The organism is Salegentibacter flavus (genome assembly GCF_900115145.1).
Taxonomy (GTDB): domain Bacteria; phylum Bacteroidota; class Bacteroidia; order Flavobacteriales; family Flavobacteriaceae; genus Salegentibacter; species Salegentibacter flavus.
The window spans coordinates 145,586-160,566 of sequence record NZ_FOVL01000003.1; the positions used below are offsets into that span (position 1 = coordinate 145,586).

Sequence of the window (14,981 nt, forward strand, 5' to 3'; positions counted from 1 at the left end):
AATTGTTTTTATTACCTTTGCGCTCTGCAAAAATACAGTATTTATGTTCAATAAGAATATCAAGATCGTTTTAGCGGGGATAATTTTATCCCTGGCCATCTGGCAGTTTATAGAAGGAAATATAGGAAACGGAATAATGTGGGTTCTTTTATCCCTCATTTTTGTTTTTCTATACTTCAAAAACGAAATGATATTACTGGCGTTTCTAAGACTGAGAAAACAGGATTTTCCCGGAGCTAAGAGATGGCTGGACAGGATTAAAGATCCTGAAAAAGCCCTTACCCAGAAACAACAAGGTTATTACTGGTATCTCCACGGTCTTATGGTTTCTCAAACCAATATGACCCAAGCCGAAAAATTCTTTAAGAGAGCTATTAAACTCGGACTTTCAATGGATCAGGACCTGGCGATGGCAAAATTAAATCTTGCGGGTATTGCAATGACCAAACGTCGAAAAAGAGAAGCCACCAATCTTCTTGCTGAAGCTAAAAAACTCGATAAACACGGGATGCTGAAAGATCAGATAAAAATGATGAAACAACAAATGAAGAAAATCTAATTTTTGGATGATTTTCGTTAATTTCTACAAGTCTTTAGAGAATCGATACTTTTAACAAGTATTTGGGCAGTTTACCGATAAATTTTCAATAAACATACTGCTTCATATATCTTCGTATTCCCAAACCCCACCAATTGGAATACATGAAGAAAATATTACTTGTTTTCTTACTTATTTTTAGTATCAAAGGCTGGCCCCAGCAGAAAGAAAACGACAAAATTTCTTTCTCTGAAGCTCTTGCCCTCCACTTGCCCTCCTATAAACAGAAAGCCGAAAAAGCTTATCGATTAAGAAATTTTGAAGAAGCTAAAGTTCTGTTTGATTCCCTGGTGAATTATAAATTAGCTGGGAGTTTTATGGATGATTTTGGTTTTAAAAACCTTAAAGGCAAAGAAGTTTACTTATCTAAATTCAAAAAACCAGTTTACCTCCTCACCTATGCCTCCTGGCACGTCCCCGGAAAAGGAGAACTTCCCGCACTCAATAAACTCGCAGAAAAATATAGCAAAGAGATAGATTTTGTTGTCGTATTTTGGGATGAGAAAAAAACTGTGAAAGATCTGTCGAAAAAATTCAATCAGCATATTTCAGTGCTTTATGTAGATGAAACAGAAAACGAAGGGGCTTTTGTAGTACAACAGCTCAAACATTCCCTGGGGCTTCCCACCTGCTTTCTACTGAATGAAGAAAAGCAAATAATGAAGATTAAGAGAAGTGTTTTTCATCCCTACGGGATTTCGGAAAAGGAATCTTTTGATATGAATTATGAAGCTATTGAAGAGGGAATAGCAAACCACCTGCTTATGCAGGAAAGATCAGGAATGGATTTAGCTCTTATGCCTGAATAACTACAACAAAGGCGCCCAAAGCCTGGAGAGTGCTTCTTTTATTTTTTCTGAATAATGACGATTTCGCCAGTCTTCGAGATTGAGTTCCTCGCATTCCAACAAATCGTTATTGAAAATATCAAGCATTTCCCTGGCAATGTATTTATCGTAAACAAAAGCGTTTATTTCAAAGTTAATATCAAAACTACGGTTATCGAGGTTACAAGTTCCAATAGTGCTTACCACCCCATCAATCACCATTGTTTTTGCATGGACCATACCCTTAACATAATGAAAAACCTGCACCCCCGATTCCAGTAATTTTTCGATATAGGAATTAGTTGCGTGCCGGGCTACAACCGAGTCTCCAATTTCAGGAATTATGATTTTAATTTCAATCCCAATCCTACTAGCAGTGCACAAGGCAGTTAATATTTCATTATTTGGGATAAAATAAGGGGTGGTTATATACACATATTCTGCAGCGGTATTAATCGCGGTAAAAATTGCCTCCATGATATTTTGCCAGTCGGTATCTGGACCACTGGCGGCAATTTGAATTGCGCTTTTTCCAGCAGGCTCAATAACCGGGAAAAAATCATCTTTTATTTCAATTTCTTTACTGGTTATAAAGTTGAAATTTAAGAGGAACTGTGCCTGTATAGATTTTACGCCGTGACCTTCAATTCTTAGATGCATGTCCCTCCAGTACATCTTTGTAAGTTCCTGCTCTTTATAGTTCACATATTCATCAGAAATATTAACTCCGCCAATAAAGCCTATTTTTCCATCAATTATTACTATTTTTCTATGGTCTCTATAATTGAGTTTTCGGGTTAGATTAGGAAACCAAACCGGCATAAAAGGAAAAATCTCAATTCCACAGGAATTCATCCGCTTAAGTGCTTTTGAACTTATAGAACTACCCACATAATCATAACTAATTCGTATTTCTACTCCTTCTTCGGCTTTGTCACAAAGGATGTCTATAAGCCTCGTTCCTATTCTGTCGCTTTTAAAAATATAATATTCGAGGTGAATATGTTTTCTTGCCCTTTTTAGATCGGCAAAAAGGGTTTCAAACTTCTTTTCTCCATTAACCAGGATATCTACCTTATTCCCGAAGGTAAATGGCTTGGTTTGATTGTTTTGCAACAGCCTTACTAGCTTTATCTTATCATCTACAAAAAACTTCTCCAGGTGTTGGAGGTCACGATCCTGGAGGATAAGTAAATCTTCCCACCTTTTGATCATCTTGTGATCGTAGACTTTTTTACGATTGAAGATCTTATCCTTTCGGTATTCCTGTGCGAAGAAATAATAGATGATAAGCCCGACAACAGGAAGCACAACAAGGGCAAACAGCAAAGAAATAGTCTTTACCGGCTCCCGGTTATGCATAATTTCATATCCGGCAGTAATAAAAACAATCAGGTAATAAAAAACCAGTATAAACCACCAGATATTATCCTGTATGAAGTTCATCTATTGGGCAGAGGTATAAACCTTCTTCTCTTTGGGGATTTCTATGTAATAGGTTTTACGAGAGGCATTGTTGAGATGGGCTTCACGCAACCAGGGATTATGCAATTTTAAAATTTTGTAATTGATATTGAACTCCTTAGCGAAATCAGCAAAATCTGAAACTGCTGTATCAACCTTAACTTTACGCGTTGGTACATGATTGTAAAGATGTTTGTCTTCAAAATTAAATCCGTATTTCTTGGGGTCGTTCATAATTTCCTTTAGTGCAAGGATCCTAAAAACATAGCGCCCCGTTTCTTCGCCAAGCAACAAATCATAATAATCGTTTACTTTTTGTCTATTCAACTGCCGTTGTACTCCGCGATCTCCGGCATTAAAAGCGGCGGCCGCAAGGGTCCAGGTTCCGAATTTCTCTTTGGATTTTTTCAGATATTTACTGGCAACCCTGGTAGATTTTTCAATGTGATAGCGTTCATCTACATTATCATTTATCTCAAGTTTATAATCTTTTCCGGTACCTTCCATTATTTGCCAGAATCCCACAGCTCTAGCTGGTGAGATAGCCTGCGTAAGACCGCTTTCTATTACAGCAAGGTATTTGAAATCATCGGGCACACCTTCTTCTGCGAGAATAGGTTCAATGATAGGGAAATATTTATTGGCACGTTTCAGCAACAGCAAGCCATTGGATTGCCAATAGGTGTTTACAAGTAATTCGCGGTCCATTCTTTCGTGGATATCCTGAAGATGCAATGGCACCTCTTCCCCGGCAAAATCCATCTTCTCCGGCACCGGCAAGGCGTAAACATTATAATCTTTTACCGCTGTATTATCCCTGTCCCCCTGTTTCTCATTTTGTTGATTTTCCTGACTCTCTTTATAGGGAGTTTGCTGCACAGCATTAATACTAATGGCAGCTATTCCTATAATTCCGGCTCCCATCAAAAGGTTTTTAACTAACTTCATCTTCTCTCTTTTTTAGTTTTTAATAATCTTATTAATTTCCGAAAAAATAGAGAAATCATTTCCCAATTTCTTCATGAATTTTCTTTTTTATTTTTCCGGTAAGAATAATTTCCGGCAGATGTTTATTAAACCAGCGATATCGGTTGATTACCATAACGTGGGTTCCGCCTTTTACTTCTATAAAACCATTAATATACTTTGCCGGAAATACCTCGTCTTTATCTCCGTGGATATGTATGACGTCTTTTCGGGGTTTATCGCAATCCCATAACACCATATTTTTTATAGCCCAGTTTAGATAGCGATGATTCCTGACCGAAAGATATTTTCTATACAATTTCGCTCGTTTCTTAATGAATTCCCCTACGGCTAACTTCTCAAAATAGTCTACATAATCCAGCAAACTAACAGGCAAGAACTTAAACAAACCGGTTTCGGCCGCAATTCGCATTCTGCGAGGTAATTCAGCTCTACATTTCACACTGGATATAATAATAAGTCTTCTTACCTCAATAAATTTACACATTTCCTGTACTATAATACCCCCAAAAGAAACGCCAATTAAAACAGGGTCCTTATGCTTAATATATTTAAGCAGTCTTTTAGCATAACTGGTTAGGGCTTCATCTTCCTGTGGAATGATCCATTCCAGAAAATGCATCTTAAATTTATCTTTAGGAAGTTCGATAAACTCAAAAATTGAAGAATTCGCGGCAAGACCGGGCATAAAATAAACATGAATCAGCTCCTTATTGTCTTCCATTTTAACAAGTATATAACACTAAAGGCAGGTATAAAGCCGTAAATTTATCAATCAAAATTACTGCTATTTTATTGGCTTTCACAACCGAAAGAATAAAAATAATGAAGATTCTTCTGAAGAACGCACTCCCAATTCCGGGATCTTCTGAATTCCGGAGAAAACCTGCTTTATTTTTATTTTATTCTGAAAAAAAACCCACCAACCAATCTAAAAATTTTGTGATAACCTGGAAACATCTGAATTGTTTCCACTCCCCTCCTGCGCAGGCAAGACCGGACTAAAATCCCTAAAGTGATGAATGCTGAAGATTTGAAAATTACTGATAATGAATTCCTAAGACAATTTGAAGTTAGCATAAACAACGAATTGGCCGCGATAGAATACGTCCAACAAGAAAGAAAAATATTTCTGACCAAATTGCAAATGTCTGATGTGCTTAAAGAGCAAGGCTATATGGAGCCTTTCATCAAGGCTGTTCTGGAAGAAATCAAGGAACGAAATACCAGGGTGATGCCTACCAGCCCTGAGGTTGCGAAATATATGCGAAAAAACAAAAGACTTTACAAAGACCTGCTCCCGGTTGGAATTAACATCTAAGCCGGTAGCGGTTCCGAAATAAACTGCACACGAACCAAACCGTCTTCATCGATCTTTTCCAGCTTGACATGGTGAAGAGTATTTACCAGTTCTGGATCCCAGGGAGCTTTAATTTTCACGTAATTCTCGGTGAAACCATGGATATAGCCCTCTTTGTTTTCACCTTCAAACAGAACGGTAAATTGGTTGCCTATTTGACTTTCATAAAAAGCCCTGCGTTTTTTAGCTGAAAGACCCCTTAACATTTTGCTTCGTTTCTTTCTGACCTTAGTGGGAACAACTTCCTGCATTTCAGCTGCAGGAGTATTATCTCTTTCAGAATAAGTAAAGACGTGCAGGTAGGAAATATCCAATTCGTTAAGGAAATTATAGGTCTCCAGGAAATGTTCATCTGTTTCACCAGGAAAGCCAACAATAACATCTACGCCTATACAGGCATCGGGCATTGTATATTTTATTCGGGCAACCCGGTCTACATAAAGTTCCTTCATGTAGCGGCGACGCATTTGCCTCAGGATCTCATTACTGCCACTCTGCAGCGGAATGTGAAAATGAGGTACAAAGGTTTCGCTCTGAGCTACAAAATCTATGGTTTCATTCTTAAGCAAATTAGGCTCAATGGAAGAAATTCTTAGACGCTTAATTCCTTCTACTTCGTCCAGGGCTTTTACCAGGTCGAGAAAGGTGTGTTCATGTTTTTTATTTCCGAATTCACCCTTTCCGTAGTCTCCGATATTTACACCGGTAAGAACGATCTCCTTTATTCCTTTTGCTGAAATTTCAGCAGCATTTTTCAGCACATTTTCGAGCTTATCGCTGCGTGAGATGCCACGAGCCAATGGAATAGTGCAATAAGTACATTTATAATCACAACCATCCTGTACCTTCAAAAATGCACGGGTTCGGTCTCCAAATGAGTAGGCTCCCACATAGAAATCGGCTTCATCGATCTCACAGGAATGCACTTCCCCGTGCTCATTCTTGGTTAGATCGTTCAGATAATCGGTAATCTTGAATTTCTCGGTGGCTCCAAGAACAAGATCTACCCCATCTACATCGGCAAGTTCTTCTGGTTTCAACTGGGCGTAACATCCTACACCTACAACAAAAGCATCCTCATTTGTCTTTTGAGCATGTTTTACAATGGTTTTAAAACGCTTATCGGCATTATCGGTAACCGAGCAGGTATTGATTACATAGATATCAGCCTTCTCATCAAATTCAACGCGCTGGAATCCTTCATCTTTAAAGGAACGGGCAATTGTTGATGTTTCTGAGAAATTGAGCTTGCAACCCAACGTATAAAATGCCACCTTCTTATTGTCCATACATCTGCCTGTTTCTGTTTGGGTTAATCGATTTTAAGGGCTGCAAATATACCAACTTTAATCCTTTTAAGAAAACCTGTAAAGAGATTGGAATCAGGAATAATTGAAAATGATCGTGGAATTTCAAAATCTTATTAGCCTCTCCTCCACTTGCTGGTTTCTTCAAAAACGTGTTCCAGGATCTTTTTATCTTCTTCGGAAAACTCTTCGTTTCGGCGTTGCATCACGATCTCTGCAACCTCAAAGGCCTTCTGGGTTTTGTAAGTTGTCATCCCTCCGCTGCCACCCCAGCTGAAACTAGGCACAAAATTTCGTGGAAATCCGGCTCCAAAGATATTGGCACTTACCCCAACTACAGTTCCCGTATTGAACATGGTATTTATTCCACATTTACTATGGTCGCCCATTAGAAGACCACAAAATTGCAGTCCGGTTTTGGCAAAACCTTCCGTTTCATAATCCCAGATGCGAACTTCAGCATAATTATTTTTCAGGTTGGAGTTATTGGTGTCGGCTCCAAGGTTACACCATTCGCCGAGAACGGAATTTCCTAAATATCCATCGTGCCCTTTATTGGAATTAGCGAAAAGAACGGCATTATTGATCTCTCCTCCGGCCCTGCAATAAGGTCCTAAAGTAGTAGGTCCGTAGATCTTAGCGCCCATTTTTACTAAAGTCCCCTCGCAAACTGCCAGAGCACCTTTCATGAGACTACCTTCAAGGATTTTCGCGTTTTTACCTATATATATTGGTCCTGAAGAGGCATTTAGCGAACAGTTCTCAACCTCGGCCCCTTCTTCCAGAAATATTCGTTCGGGATTCTTAACATAATTCGATTTGTGAATGGGTTGGGATTTTCTGTCTTTGGTTAAAAGCTCAAAATCTGCTTCTATTGCCTGTCCGTTTTTGGAAAAAATATCCCAGCTATGATTTATCTGAATTACTCCTTCAGCCAATTCTAATTGCTCATAATCCTCCAAAGCGACCTCCTGATCTTCATAAGCGTGAAAGGCCACAATATCTTCTTCATGAAAAATCGCCTGATTGGGTTTCAGGCTTTTTATCTGCAGTATAAATTCAGGGGTTGGTAAAAAAGAAGCATTGATCATTACATTTTCCTCCAGTTCCACCATTGGCCATTTTTCAGCTAAATAATCTTCAGTAATTGTAGAAGTAGTAGACTGTAATACATGTTCCCATTTTTCCCGAATAGTGAGAATTCCAACTCTAATATCGGCGACGGGCCTTGTAAATGTAAAAGGGAGTAAGCGGTTCCTGGCGGAACCGTCAAATAATATATAATTCATCCGCACAAATTTAGGGCTCAAAGTTACAAGTAAAATTAAAACTGAAAAGTATCCTTTTTTAAAATGCCGTTAATTACTGGCGGTTTCAGAACATAAAATGATAAAAAAAAGTCGCCTAATTGCTTAGACGACTTTTGTATAATAGGTAACAAAAAACTTATTTCTTAAATTTCTTGTATTTGTTTTTAAACTTGTCAATTCGACCTGCACTATCAACCAACTTGGTTTGCCCGGTGTAGTATGGGTGTGAGGTTCTTGAAATTTCCAATTTCACCAAAGGATATTCAGTACCATCAACTTCAATGGTTTCTTTGGTATTGGCGGTAGATTTAGTGATAAACACATCTTCGTTTGACATGTCTTTAAAGGCCACTAATCTATAATTTTCCGGATGGATTCCCTGCTTCATCGCTTTGTTCTTTTTTATTTTTGGAAGTGCAAATTTAGGCAATTCAATTATAAATGCAATAGCATTGACTAAAATATTTTTAATTTCACCTGCGAATGTAACGTTTTGCTATATTTGTTTACTAACCGCTATCTAACCAATCTTTATAAATTATGGAAATTCAAAAGACAGATTCAAAAGGAATTATTATTAATTACGGGGTCCTTTTGGGAATCCTATCGGTGGTTCTGGGGGTGATTATGTATGTCACTAACGCCTATTTAAATCCCAGTTTTTACTTTAGTATAGTTTCTTTCCTGATTATGGTAGTGGTTATCGTTCTTGGAATAAGAACATACAAAATAGCCAATCAAAGTTACCTCTCACTTACTGAAGCCTTAAAATTAGGACTTGGAATCGCTCTTGTAGGAGGAATTATTGGCGCGATCTGGCAGCTGCTTTTAATGATGGTTATCGAACCTGATTATATGATGCAAATGGCAGATATGCAACGCGAGGTAATGCTGGAGCGCTTTCCAAATATGACTGACGCTCAAATTGATGATGCAATGGCTATGAATGAAAAATTTTCTTCGCCCTGGATTATGATGGCAATTGCAATTATCGGAAGTTTGTTCTTTGGTTTCCTTATTTCTCTGGTAACAGGATTAATAATGAAAAATAAGAATCCTTACGAAGCTTAGAATATGCAAATATCTATCGTTATACCATTATTAAACGAAGAACAATCTCTGGTAGAATTATATAATTGGATCGCAAAAGTAATGCGATCCAATTCCTTTTCTCACGAGATCATCTTCATTGACGATGGAAGTACCGATAATTCCTGGAAGACAATTGAAGCTCTTTCTGAAAACGATGCTGCCGTAAAAGGCATAAAATTCAATAGAAACTACGGAAAATCCCAGGCCTTACACGCTGGTTTTTTGCGTGCACAGGGGGATGTGGTCATCACTATGGATGCCGATCTCCAGGACAACCCTGAAGAGATCCCTGAGCTATACAAAAAGCTTAAGGAAGGCAAGTACGATTTGGTTTCAGGATGGAAAAAGAAACGCTACGATCACGTTCTTACTAAAAACCTTCCCTCAAAGCTTTTTAATGCAGCAGCCCGAAAGACATCAGGAGTAAAACTTCACGACTTTAACTGCGGATTGAAAGCCTATCGCCGTGAGGTTATAAAAAACATAGATGTTTACGGAGAAATGCATCGCTATATTCCTGTTTTGGCTAAAAACTCCGGTTTTTCTAAAATAACCGAGAAGGAAGTAAAACACCAGGCCAGAAAATACGGCACGACCAAATTTGGTGCTGAAAGGTTTATTAATGGTTTTTTAGACCTGATAAGCATCTGGTTCCTCTCTAAATTCGGGAGACGCCCAATGCATCTTTTCGGCGCATTGGGAGTTTTAATGTTCCTCTTTGGGTTTATTGCCGCCGGTTGGATAGGGATTTCTAAACTATGGAAGATGTACCACGACGAACCGAATATTCTTGTAGCCCTTAACCCCTGGTTCTATATCGCTTTAACCGTAATGATAATTGGCTCACAACTATTCCTTGCAGGCTTCCTGGGAGAACTAATCCTGCGTTCTAAAAGGGAAAAAGAGCAGTACCTTATTAATAAAACCACTCCTAATTTATAATTCTGTTAGAGCATTAATTCTTATTTTTGTTAAGCAAAATAATTAATCATGTCTGAAATTAAACCCGAAATCCTGGCCAAAGCTAAAGCCTGGCTCACCGATATATTCGACGAGGACACCAAAACCCGTATCAACGATCTAATAGATAATAATCCCAGGGAACTTGAAGAAAGTTTTTATAAAAACGCAGCCTTCGGAACAGGTGGAATGAGAGGTGTCATGGGCGTCGGCACCAATAGAATCAATAAATATACCCTCGGTAAAAACACTCAGGGCCTTTCAGATTTGCTGAAAAGTGAATTCAAGGGTGAAACACTTAAAGTAGCAATTGCATATGATTGCCGCAATAATTCTAAGGAACTAGCACAAATGGTTGCAGAAGTATTTTCGGCCAATGACATTGAAGTTTATCTCTTTTCTGAGCTTCGGGCAACTCCGGAACTTTCATTTGCTGTAAAATACCTGGATTGCCACGCCGGGATTGTGCTTACCGCAAGCCATAATCCGCCGGAATATAATGGTTACAAAGTTTACTGGCAGGATGGTGGCCAATTGGTGCCGCCACAAGACGCCAAACTTATAGATATTATCAATAATCTGAAATTTGATGAAGTAAAATTTAAGGCCAGGCCCGAATTAATACATAGTATCGATAAGGAAGTTGATGAAGCTTTTCAAAATGCTTCAGTTAAAAACGGAAGCTTCGATACTCCGGCTTCAGCAAAAGATGCTCTAAAGGTTGTTTTTACTTCCCTACACGGAACTGCCATCACTGTTAATCCGCAGGTATTGGAAAAAGCAGGATACAAAAATGTTTTTATCGTAAAAGAACAGGAAAAACCAGACGGACAATTTCCTACGATAAAATCCCCAAATCCTGAAGAGCCGGAAGCCCTGGAAATGGCGCTTAAACTCGCTGAAGAAAAAGATGCAGATATCGTAATCGGGACCGACCCGGATGGCGACCGTTTGGGCGTTGCCGTACGTGATTTAAATGGTAAAATGATACTCCTTAACGGAAACCAGACTATGCTGGTAATGACCTGGTTCCTGCTGGAACAACATAAAAAACAGGGAAAATTATCAGATAATTCTTTTGTTGCTTCTACCATAGTTTCAACGCCAATGTTGAAGAATATCACCGAAGATTACGGCGTTCAATACCACGAGGTTTTAACCGGTTTTAAATGGATCGCAAAACTTATAAAAGATAATCCATCTCTCGATTTTATTGGTGGTGGGGAGGAAAGCTTCGGCTATATGGTTGGCGATTTTGTTCGTGATAAAGATGCGGCTACCGCTACCCTACTGGCTTGCGAAATCGCAGCACAAATGAAGGCTGATGGAAGTTCATTTTACGAACAACTTTTAAAACTTTATACCGAATATGGTCTATACCGTGAAGAACTTATCGCTTTGGTGAAAAAGGGAATTGAAGGCGAAGCCGAAATCAAACAAATGCTTATTGATCTTCGCGAAAATCCCTGGAAAGAAATTGACGGAGAAAAAGTTGTTTTAATTGAAGATTTCCAGGCTTCCAGGGCTAAAAACCTTCAGGATCATACTGAAGATGAGATCAAAATCCCGAAATCTAATGTGCTTATTTATTATACTGAGAATGGCACTAAGATAGCGGCCCGTCCCAGTGGTACAGAACCAAAGATCAAATTTTACATCAGCGTAAATTCTCAATTGGATTCTATAGAAAATTTTGATGCAGAGAATCAAAAACTGGCTGAAAAAATAGAAAGGATCAAGAAAGAATTACAATTAGGCTAATCGCCGATCTATATGAGTTATTTCCGAAAAATTCTTCAGTATGCCATACCTTATAAGAGGTACGCCATATTGAATATTATTTGCAACATTTTTTATGCGGTTTTCAGCACCCTGTCTTTTATCGCATTAATTCCCGTAATCCAGGTTCTATTTGACAAAACCAAAAGGGTGACTGCAAAACCGGTATGGGATGGCCTGGGAGGAATAAAAGATTATGTAACCGGATATTTTAATTATCAAGTAACACAGAAGGTGGCCGAAGATGAGATCTCGGCCCTTCTTTTTATTTGCGGGATAGTGGTGCTCTTATTTCTACTGAAGAATATTTTTGGCTATCTGGCTGCATATTTCATTACTTTTTTAAGAAATGGTGTTTTAAGAGATGTTAGGGATGCGCTCTATAAAAAGATTCTTGCCCTACCCGTTTCCTATTTTTCTGAAAAAAGAAAGGGCGATACCATCTCCCGGATTACTGCCGATGTAAATGAAGTTCAAACTTCTTTTCTTTCAATTTTAGAACTCATTGTAAGAGAACCTCTTACAATAATTTTCACAATCATCGCAATGTTGATGATGAGTGCCAAACTCACCATCTTCGTTTTCGTGTTTTTACCTATCTCGGGTTTCATTATTTCGCTGATTGGAAAGAAATTAAAAAAGCAATCGCATAAAGCCCAGGAGGAAAACGGCTATTTTCTATCGGTGGTAGAAGAAACCCTTAGCAGCCTGAAGATCATAAAAGGTTTCAATGCCGAGGATAAAATGCAGAACAGGTTTCAGGCCTCTACAAATCGCCTGAACCATATTCTTAATAAACTTATAAACCGTCAGAACCTTGCCTCGCCTGCAAGTGAATTTCTAGGAATCTTCGTAATAGTTATAATTCTTTGGTTCGGTGGCCAAATGGTGTTGGTCGAAGGCAGTCTGGATGCGGCTACTTTTATCGCATTCTTAGGTTTGGCCTATAATATATTAACTCCGGCAAAGCAGATCTCTAAAGCTTCTTACTCAGTTAAAAAAGGAAATGCCGCAGCCGAAAGGATTCTGCAGGTTCTGGAAACTCCATCTACAATTACAGATAAACCCAACGCGGTTATCAAAGAAGATTTTGAAGACAATATTAAAATAGATAATATAAGCTTCAGATATGAAGAGGAAAATGTCCTGAGGGAGTTCAATTTAAAAGTAAACAAGGGTGAAACCGTGGCTTTGGTCGGGCAGTCGGGCAGCGGAAAATCTACAATCGCAAACCTAATCACGCGTTTTTATGATGTTAATGAGGGTAGCATCAGCATTGATGGGATCAATATAAAAGATATGACCAAGAAGTCATTAAGAAATCTTATGGGCTTGGTCACCCAGGACTCTATTCTATTCAATGATACTGTAAGAAATAATATTGGGCTTGGTAAAGATGATGCTTCTGACGAAGAAATAATTGATGCACTTAAAATTGCCAATGCCTGGGAATTTGTAAAGGATCTCCCAAAAGGCCTTGAAACCAATATAGGCGATGCCGGAAATAAACTAAGCGGTGGACAAAAACAAAGACTTTCTATCGCACGGGCGGTACTTAAAAATCCGCCCATTATGATTCTCGACGAGGCGACTTCAGCCCTGGATACCGAAAGTGAAAAACTGGTACAAAAGGCCCTGGAGAATATGATGAAGAACAGAACTTCTATTGTTATAGCTCACCGCCTATCTACGATCCAAAATGCTGATAAGATTGTAGTGATGCAAAAGGGAGAGATCGTTGAGGAAGGTAAACACCTTGAATTACTTCAAAAGAAAGGAACTTACCAAAAACTTGTGGAAATGCAGTCCTTCGATTAATAAGAATGTTTGACTTTCTGAAACCTATAAATTCAGCTTAAACTTAAATCAATAAAAAATGGATGAAAGTAGGTCTTCATCCATTTTTCAGAAATTATTTTCATCTTGGGGCAAATGAAAATAAAAGAAAGATTTAATTCGTTTTCATTGGGGCAAAAAAGATTAAATCATTTTGATAATGTAAATATAATTCAATATAATAATATTCCAAATATTTTTTCACCTTTAATCGATGTTTTTTGTTTTTAATCGATATGTGTCTTTATAATCAGCGGTAAAATCCTACATAATATTTACTTTGAGTATAATTCATCAAATTTAAAGATTTATATACCTTTAGCCTTTTTAAATGGGAATCCAACTTAAATCCAAACCCATTGGTAAACTCCGAAAATTTGTTAATACAACGTTTAAAGGAAAAAGCTTCAGCCGAGACCGCCTTTAAAGAGCTTGTTAGTCTATATAAAGAAAGACTTTACTGGCATATAAGGAATATGGTCAAGGATCACGACGATACCCATGACGTGCTTCAGAATACCTTTCTAAAGATCTACAAAAACATAAATCAGTTTAAAGGAGAAAGCCAGTTATACTCCTGGATGTACCGCATTGCCACCAATGAGGCAATAACCTTTCTTAATAAAAAAGCTAAACGATCACAAATAAGTTCACAGGAACTACAAGACCATTTGATCTCCAACCTGGAAAGTGATGTTTATTTTGAGGGAGATGAGATTCAGTTGAAACTTCAGAAAGCCATCGCAAGCCTACCCCCAAAGCAACAACAGGTGTTTAATATGAAGTATTTTGAGGAATTGAAATATCGTGAAATAGCAGAGATTCTGGATACCAGCGAAGGAGCCCTAAAAGCCTCATACCATATTGCAGTAAAGAAAATAGAAGAGTATCTAAAAAAGAATTAAACCTTTAATGAAATTTGGAGTCTAAAAAACAAATGAAGAAGAAGAAATTATCATATCGTAATGACCCGGGTTTTTCAGTTCCTTCAAATTATTTTGAGGAACTGGAAAGGGATTTATTGGATATGGTCCAACATTCTGAATCTGAAAAAGTTCTGAATAATATTGAAGGTTCCGGTTTTAAGGTTCCGGAAGGCTATTTTGAAAGCTTTGAAGTTAAATTACCAGGGAATGCTTCACGAGAACCTAAAATTATTCCGCTATTTAAAAAGGAATACATGTTATATGCTGCAAGTATAGCAGCTATAATTATTGCCCTTGCAGGATCGCTTTATATTAATCCGGCTCCTGTAGATTCCTGGGAAAACATAGAATTATCAGTACTGGAGAATTATATAGACGATAATAATATAGACCTTACTACTACAGAAATTTCAGGGTTCCTTTTTAACGATGGAATTGTAGTGGACGATTCTAATTTTAATGAAGTTAACTCAGAAGCGATGTTGGATTATCTGGAAGAAAATGTAGAAGACCCCACATTTATTCTTGAATAAAG

15 protein-coding genes are annotated in these 14,981 nt (G+C 38.0%); 9 read left to right on the forward strand and 6 right to left on the reverse strand.

Annotated elements, in window-relative coordinates; translation table 11 throughout:
* Positions 1–43: 43 nt before the first annotated feature.
* Both BM266_RS04165 and BM266_RS04170 read left to right on the forward strand, forming a co-directional pair.
* Entirely contained in the window at positions 44–559 is a 516-nt protein-coding gene (locus BM266_RS04165; protein WP_093406242.1) for a hypothetical protein, read from the forward strand.
* A 143-nt stretch (positions 560–702) separates the two neighbouring features.
* Positions 703–1,407, forward strand: coding sequence for a TlpA family protein disulfide reductase (locus tag BM266_RS04170; RefSeq protein ID WP_093406244.1), 705 nt, complete (start codon positions 703–705; stop codon positions 1,405–1,407).
* Here BM266_RS04170 and cls read toward each other — a convergent pair whose 3' ends face one another.
* The 3 genes from cls to BM266_RS04185 are packed head-to-tail and all read right to left on the reverse strand — an operon-like array spanning position 1,408 to position 4,600.
* Entirely contained in the window at positions 1,408–2,871 is a 1,464-nt protein-coding gene (gene cls / locus BM266_RS04175; RefSeq protein ID WP_093406247.1) for a cardiolipin synthase, read from the reverse strand.
* Positions 2,872–3,837, reverse strand: coding sequence for a lytic transglycosylase domain-containing protein (locus BM266_RS04180; RefSeq protein WP_093406249.1), 966 nt, complete (start codon positions 3,835–3,837; stop codon positions 2,872–2,874).
* A 55-nt stretch (positions 3,838–3,892) separates the two neighbouring features.
* On the reverse strand, positions 3,893–4,600 hold the full coding sequence (locus BM266_RS04185; RefSeq protein ID WP_093406252.1) for an alpha/beta hydrolase: 708 nt from the start codon (positions 4,598–4,600) through the stop codon (positions 3,893–3,895).
* 294 nt (positions 4,601–4,894) lie between these two features.
* Between BM266_RS04185 and BM266_RS04195 the strand changes: the two genes are divergently transcribed.
* Positions 4,895–5,197: a GNAT family N-acetyltransferase gene (locus BM266_RS04195; RefSeq protein WP_093406258.1), complete on the forward strand. Its 303-nt coding sequence runs from the start codon at positions 4,895–4,897 to the stop codon at positions 5,195–5,197.
* Here the strand turns inward: BM266_RS04195 and mtaB are convergent.
* The 3 genes from mtaB to BM266_RS04210 form a co-directional block, all read right to left on the reverse strand.
* Positions 5,194–6,525, reverse strand: coding sequence for a tRNA (N(6)-L-threonylcarbamoyladenosine(37)-C(2))-methylthiotransferase MtaB (mtaB, locus tag BM266_RS04200; protein WP_093406261.1), 1,332 nt, complete (start codon positions 6,523–6,525; stop codon positions 5,194–5,196). The genes BM266_RS04195 and mtaB overlap by 4 nt on opposite strands.
* A gap of 134 nt (positions 6,526–6,659) precedes the next feature.
* On the reverse strand, positions 6,660–7,832 hold the full coding sequence (locus tag BM266_RS04205) for a GlmU family protein (RefSeq protein ID WP_093406263.1): 1,173 nt from the start codon (positions 7,830–7,832) through the stop codon (positions 6,660–6,662).
* Positions 7,833–7,989: 157 nt separating this feature from the next.
* On the reverse strand, positions 7,990–8,241 hold the full coding sequence (locus tag BM266_RS04210) for a type B 50S ribosomal protein L31 (RefSeq protein WP_093406431.1): 252 nt from the start codon (positions 8,239–8,241) through the stop codon (positions 7,990–7,992).
* 152 nt (positions 8,242–8,393) lie between these two features.
* Here BM266_RS04210 and BM266_RS04215 point away from each other — a divergent pair, with 152 nt between their 5' ends.
* The 6 genes from BM266_RS04215 to BM266_RS04240 all read left to right on the forward strand — a co-directional run bounded on the left by BM266_RS04215 (position 8,394) and on the right by BM266_RS04240 (position 14,979).
* Positions 8,394–8,924, forward strand: coding sequence for a DUF4199 domain-containing protein (locus BM266_RS04215; protein ID WP_093406266.1), 531 nt, complete (start codon positions 8,394–8,396; stop codon positions 8,922–8,924).
* A 3-nt stretch (positions 8,925–8,927) separates the two neighbouring features.
* Complete coding sequence (locus BM266_RS04220) at positions 8,928–9,887, forward strand: glycosyltransferase family 2 protein (RefSeq protein WP_093406268.1); 960 nt, start codon at positions 8,928–8,930, stop codon at positions 9,885–9,887.
* Positions 9,888–9,935: 48 nt separating this feature from the next.
* A complete protein-coding gene (locus BM266_RS04225) occupies positions 9,936–11,666 on the forward strand; it encodes a phospho-sugar mutase (RefSeq protein WP_093406270.1) in 1,731 nt (576 codons plus the stop codon).
* Positions 11,667–11,678: 12 nt separating this feature from the next.
* Positions 11,679–13,502 (forward strand): ABC transporter ATP-binding protein, encoded by a 1,824-nt coding sequence (locus BM266_RS04230; protein WP_093406272.1) that lies wholly within the window; start codon positions 11,679–11,681, stop codon positions 13,500–13,502.
* A 377-nt stretch (positions 13,503–13,879) separates the two neighbouring features.
* On the forward strand, positions 13,880–14,425 hold the full coding sequence (locus tag BM266_RS04235) for an RNA polymerase sigma factor (protein ID WP_093406275.1): 546 nt from the start codon (positions 13,880–13,882) through the stop codon (positions 14,423–14,425).
* A gap of 32 nt (positions 14,426–14,457) precedes the next feature.
* Positions 14,458–14,979: a hypothetical protein gene (locus BM266_RS04240; protein WP_093406277.1), complete on the forward strand. Its 522-nt coding sequence runs from the start codon at positions 14,458–14,460 to the stop codon at positions 14,977–14,979.
* Positions 14,980–14,981 lie beyond the last annotated feature (2 nt).

What these genes read in the sequence shown, in the direction of transcription:
- BM266_RS04220 (WP_093406268.1), top strand. Translation starts at nt 8,928, where the DNA reads ATGCAAATATCTATCGTTATACCATTATTAAACGAAGAACAATCTCTG.
- BM266_RS04180 (WP_093406249.1), bottom strand. Translation starts at nt 3,837, where the DNA reads ATGAAGTTAGTTAAAAACCTTTTGATGGGAGCCGGAATTATAGGAATA.
- BM266_RS04185 (WP_093406252.1), bottom strand. Translation starts at nt 4,600, where the DNA reads ATGGAAGACAATAAGGAGCTGATTCATGTTTATTTTATGCCCGGTCTT.
- BM266_RS04205 (WP_093406263.1), bottom strand. Translation starts at nt 7,832, where the DNA reads ATGAATTATATATTATTTGACGGTTCCGCCAGGAACCGCTTACTCCCT.
- BM266_RS04210 (WP_093406431.1), bottom strand. Translation starts at nt 8,241, where the DNA reads ATGAAGCAGGGAATCCATCCGGAAAATTATAGATTAGTGGCCTTTAAA.
- mtaB (WP_093406261.1), bottom strand. Translation starts at nt 6,525, where the DNA reads ATGGACAATAAGAAGGTGGCATTTTATACGTTGGGTTGCAAGCTCAAT.
- BM266_RS04215 (WP_093406266.1), top strand. Translation starts at nt 8,394, where the DNA reads ATGGAAATTCAAAAGACAGATTCAAAAGGAATTATTATTAATTACGGG.
- BM266_RS04225 (WP_093406270.1), top strand. Translation starts at nt 9,936, where the DNA reads ATGTCTGAAATTAAACCCGAAATCCTGGCCAAAGCTAAAGCCTGGCTC.
- BM266_RS04170 (WP_093406244.1), top strand. Translation starts at nt 703, where the DNA reads ATGAAGAAAATATTACTTGTTTTCTTACTTATTTTTAGTATCAAAGGC.
- BM266_RS04165 (WP_093406242.1), top strand. Translation starts at nt 44, where the DNA reads ATGTTCAATAAGAATATCAAGATCGTTTTAGCGGGGATAATTTTATCC.
- BM266_RS04240 (WP_093406277.1), top strand. Translation starts at nt 14,458, where the DNA reads ATGAAGAAGAAGAAATTATCATATCGTAATGACCCGGGTTTTTCAGTT.
- BM266_RS04230 (WP_093406272.1), top strand. Translation starts at nt 11,679, where the DNA reads ATGAGTTATTTCCGAAAAATTCTTCAGTATGCCATACCTTATAAGAGG.
- BM266_RS04195 (WP_093406258.1), top strand. Translation starts at nt 4,895, where the DNA reads ATGAATGCTGAAGATTTGAAAATTACTGATAATGAATTCCTAAGACAA.
- cls (WP_093406247.1), bottom strand. Translation starts at nt 2,871, where the DNA reads ATGAACTTCATACAGGATAATATCTGGTGGTTTATACTGGTTTTTTAT.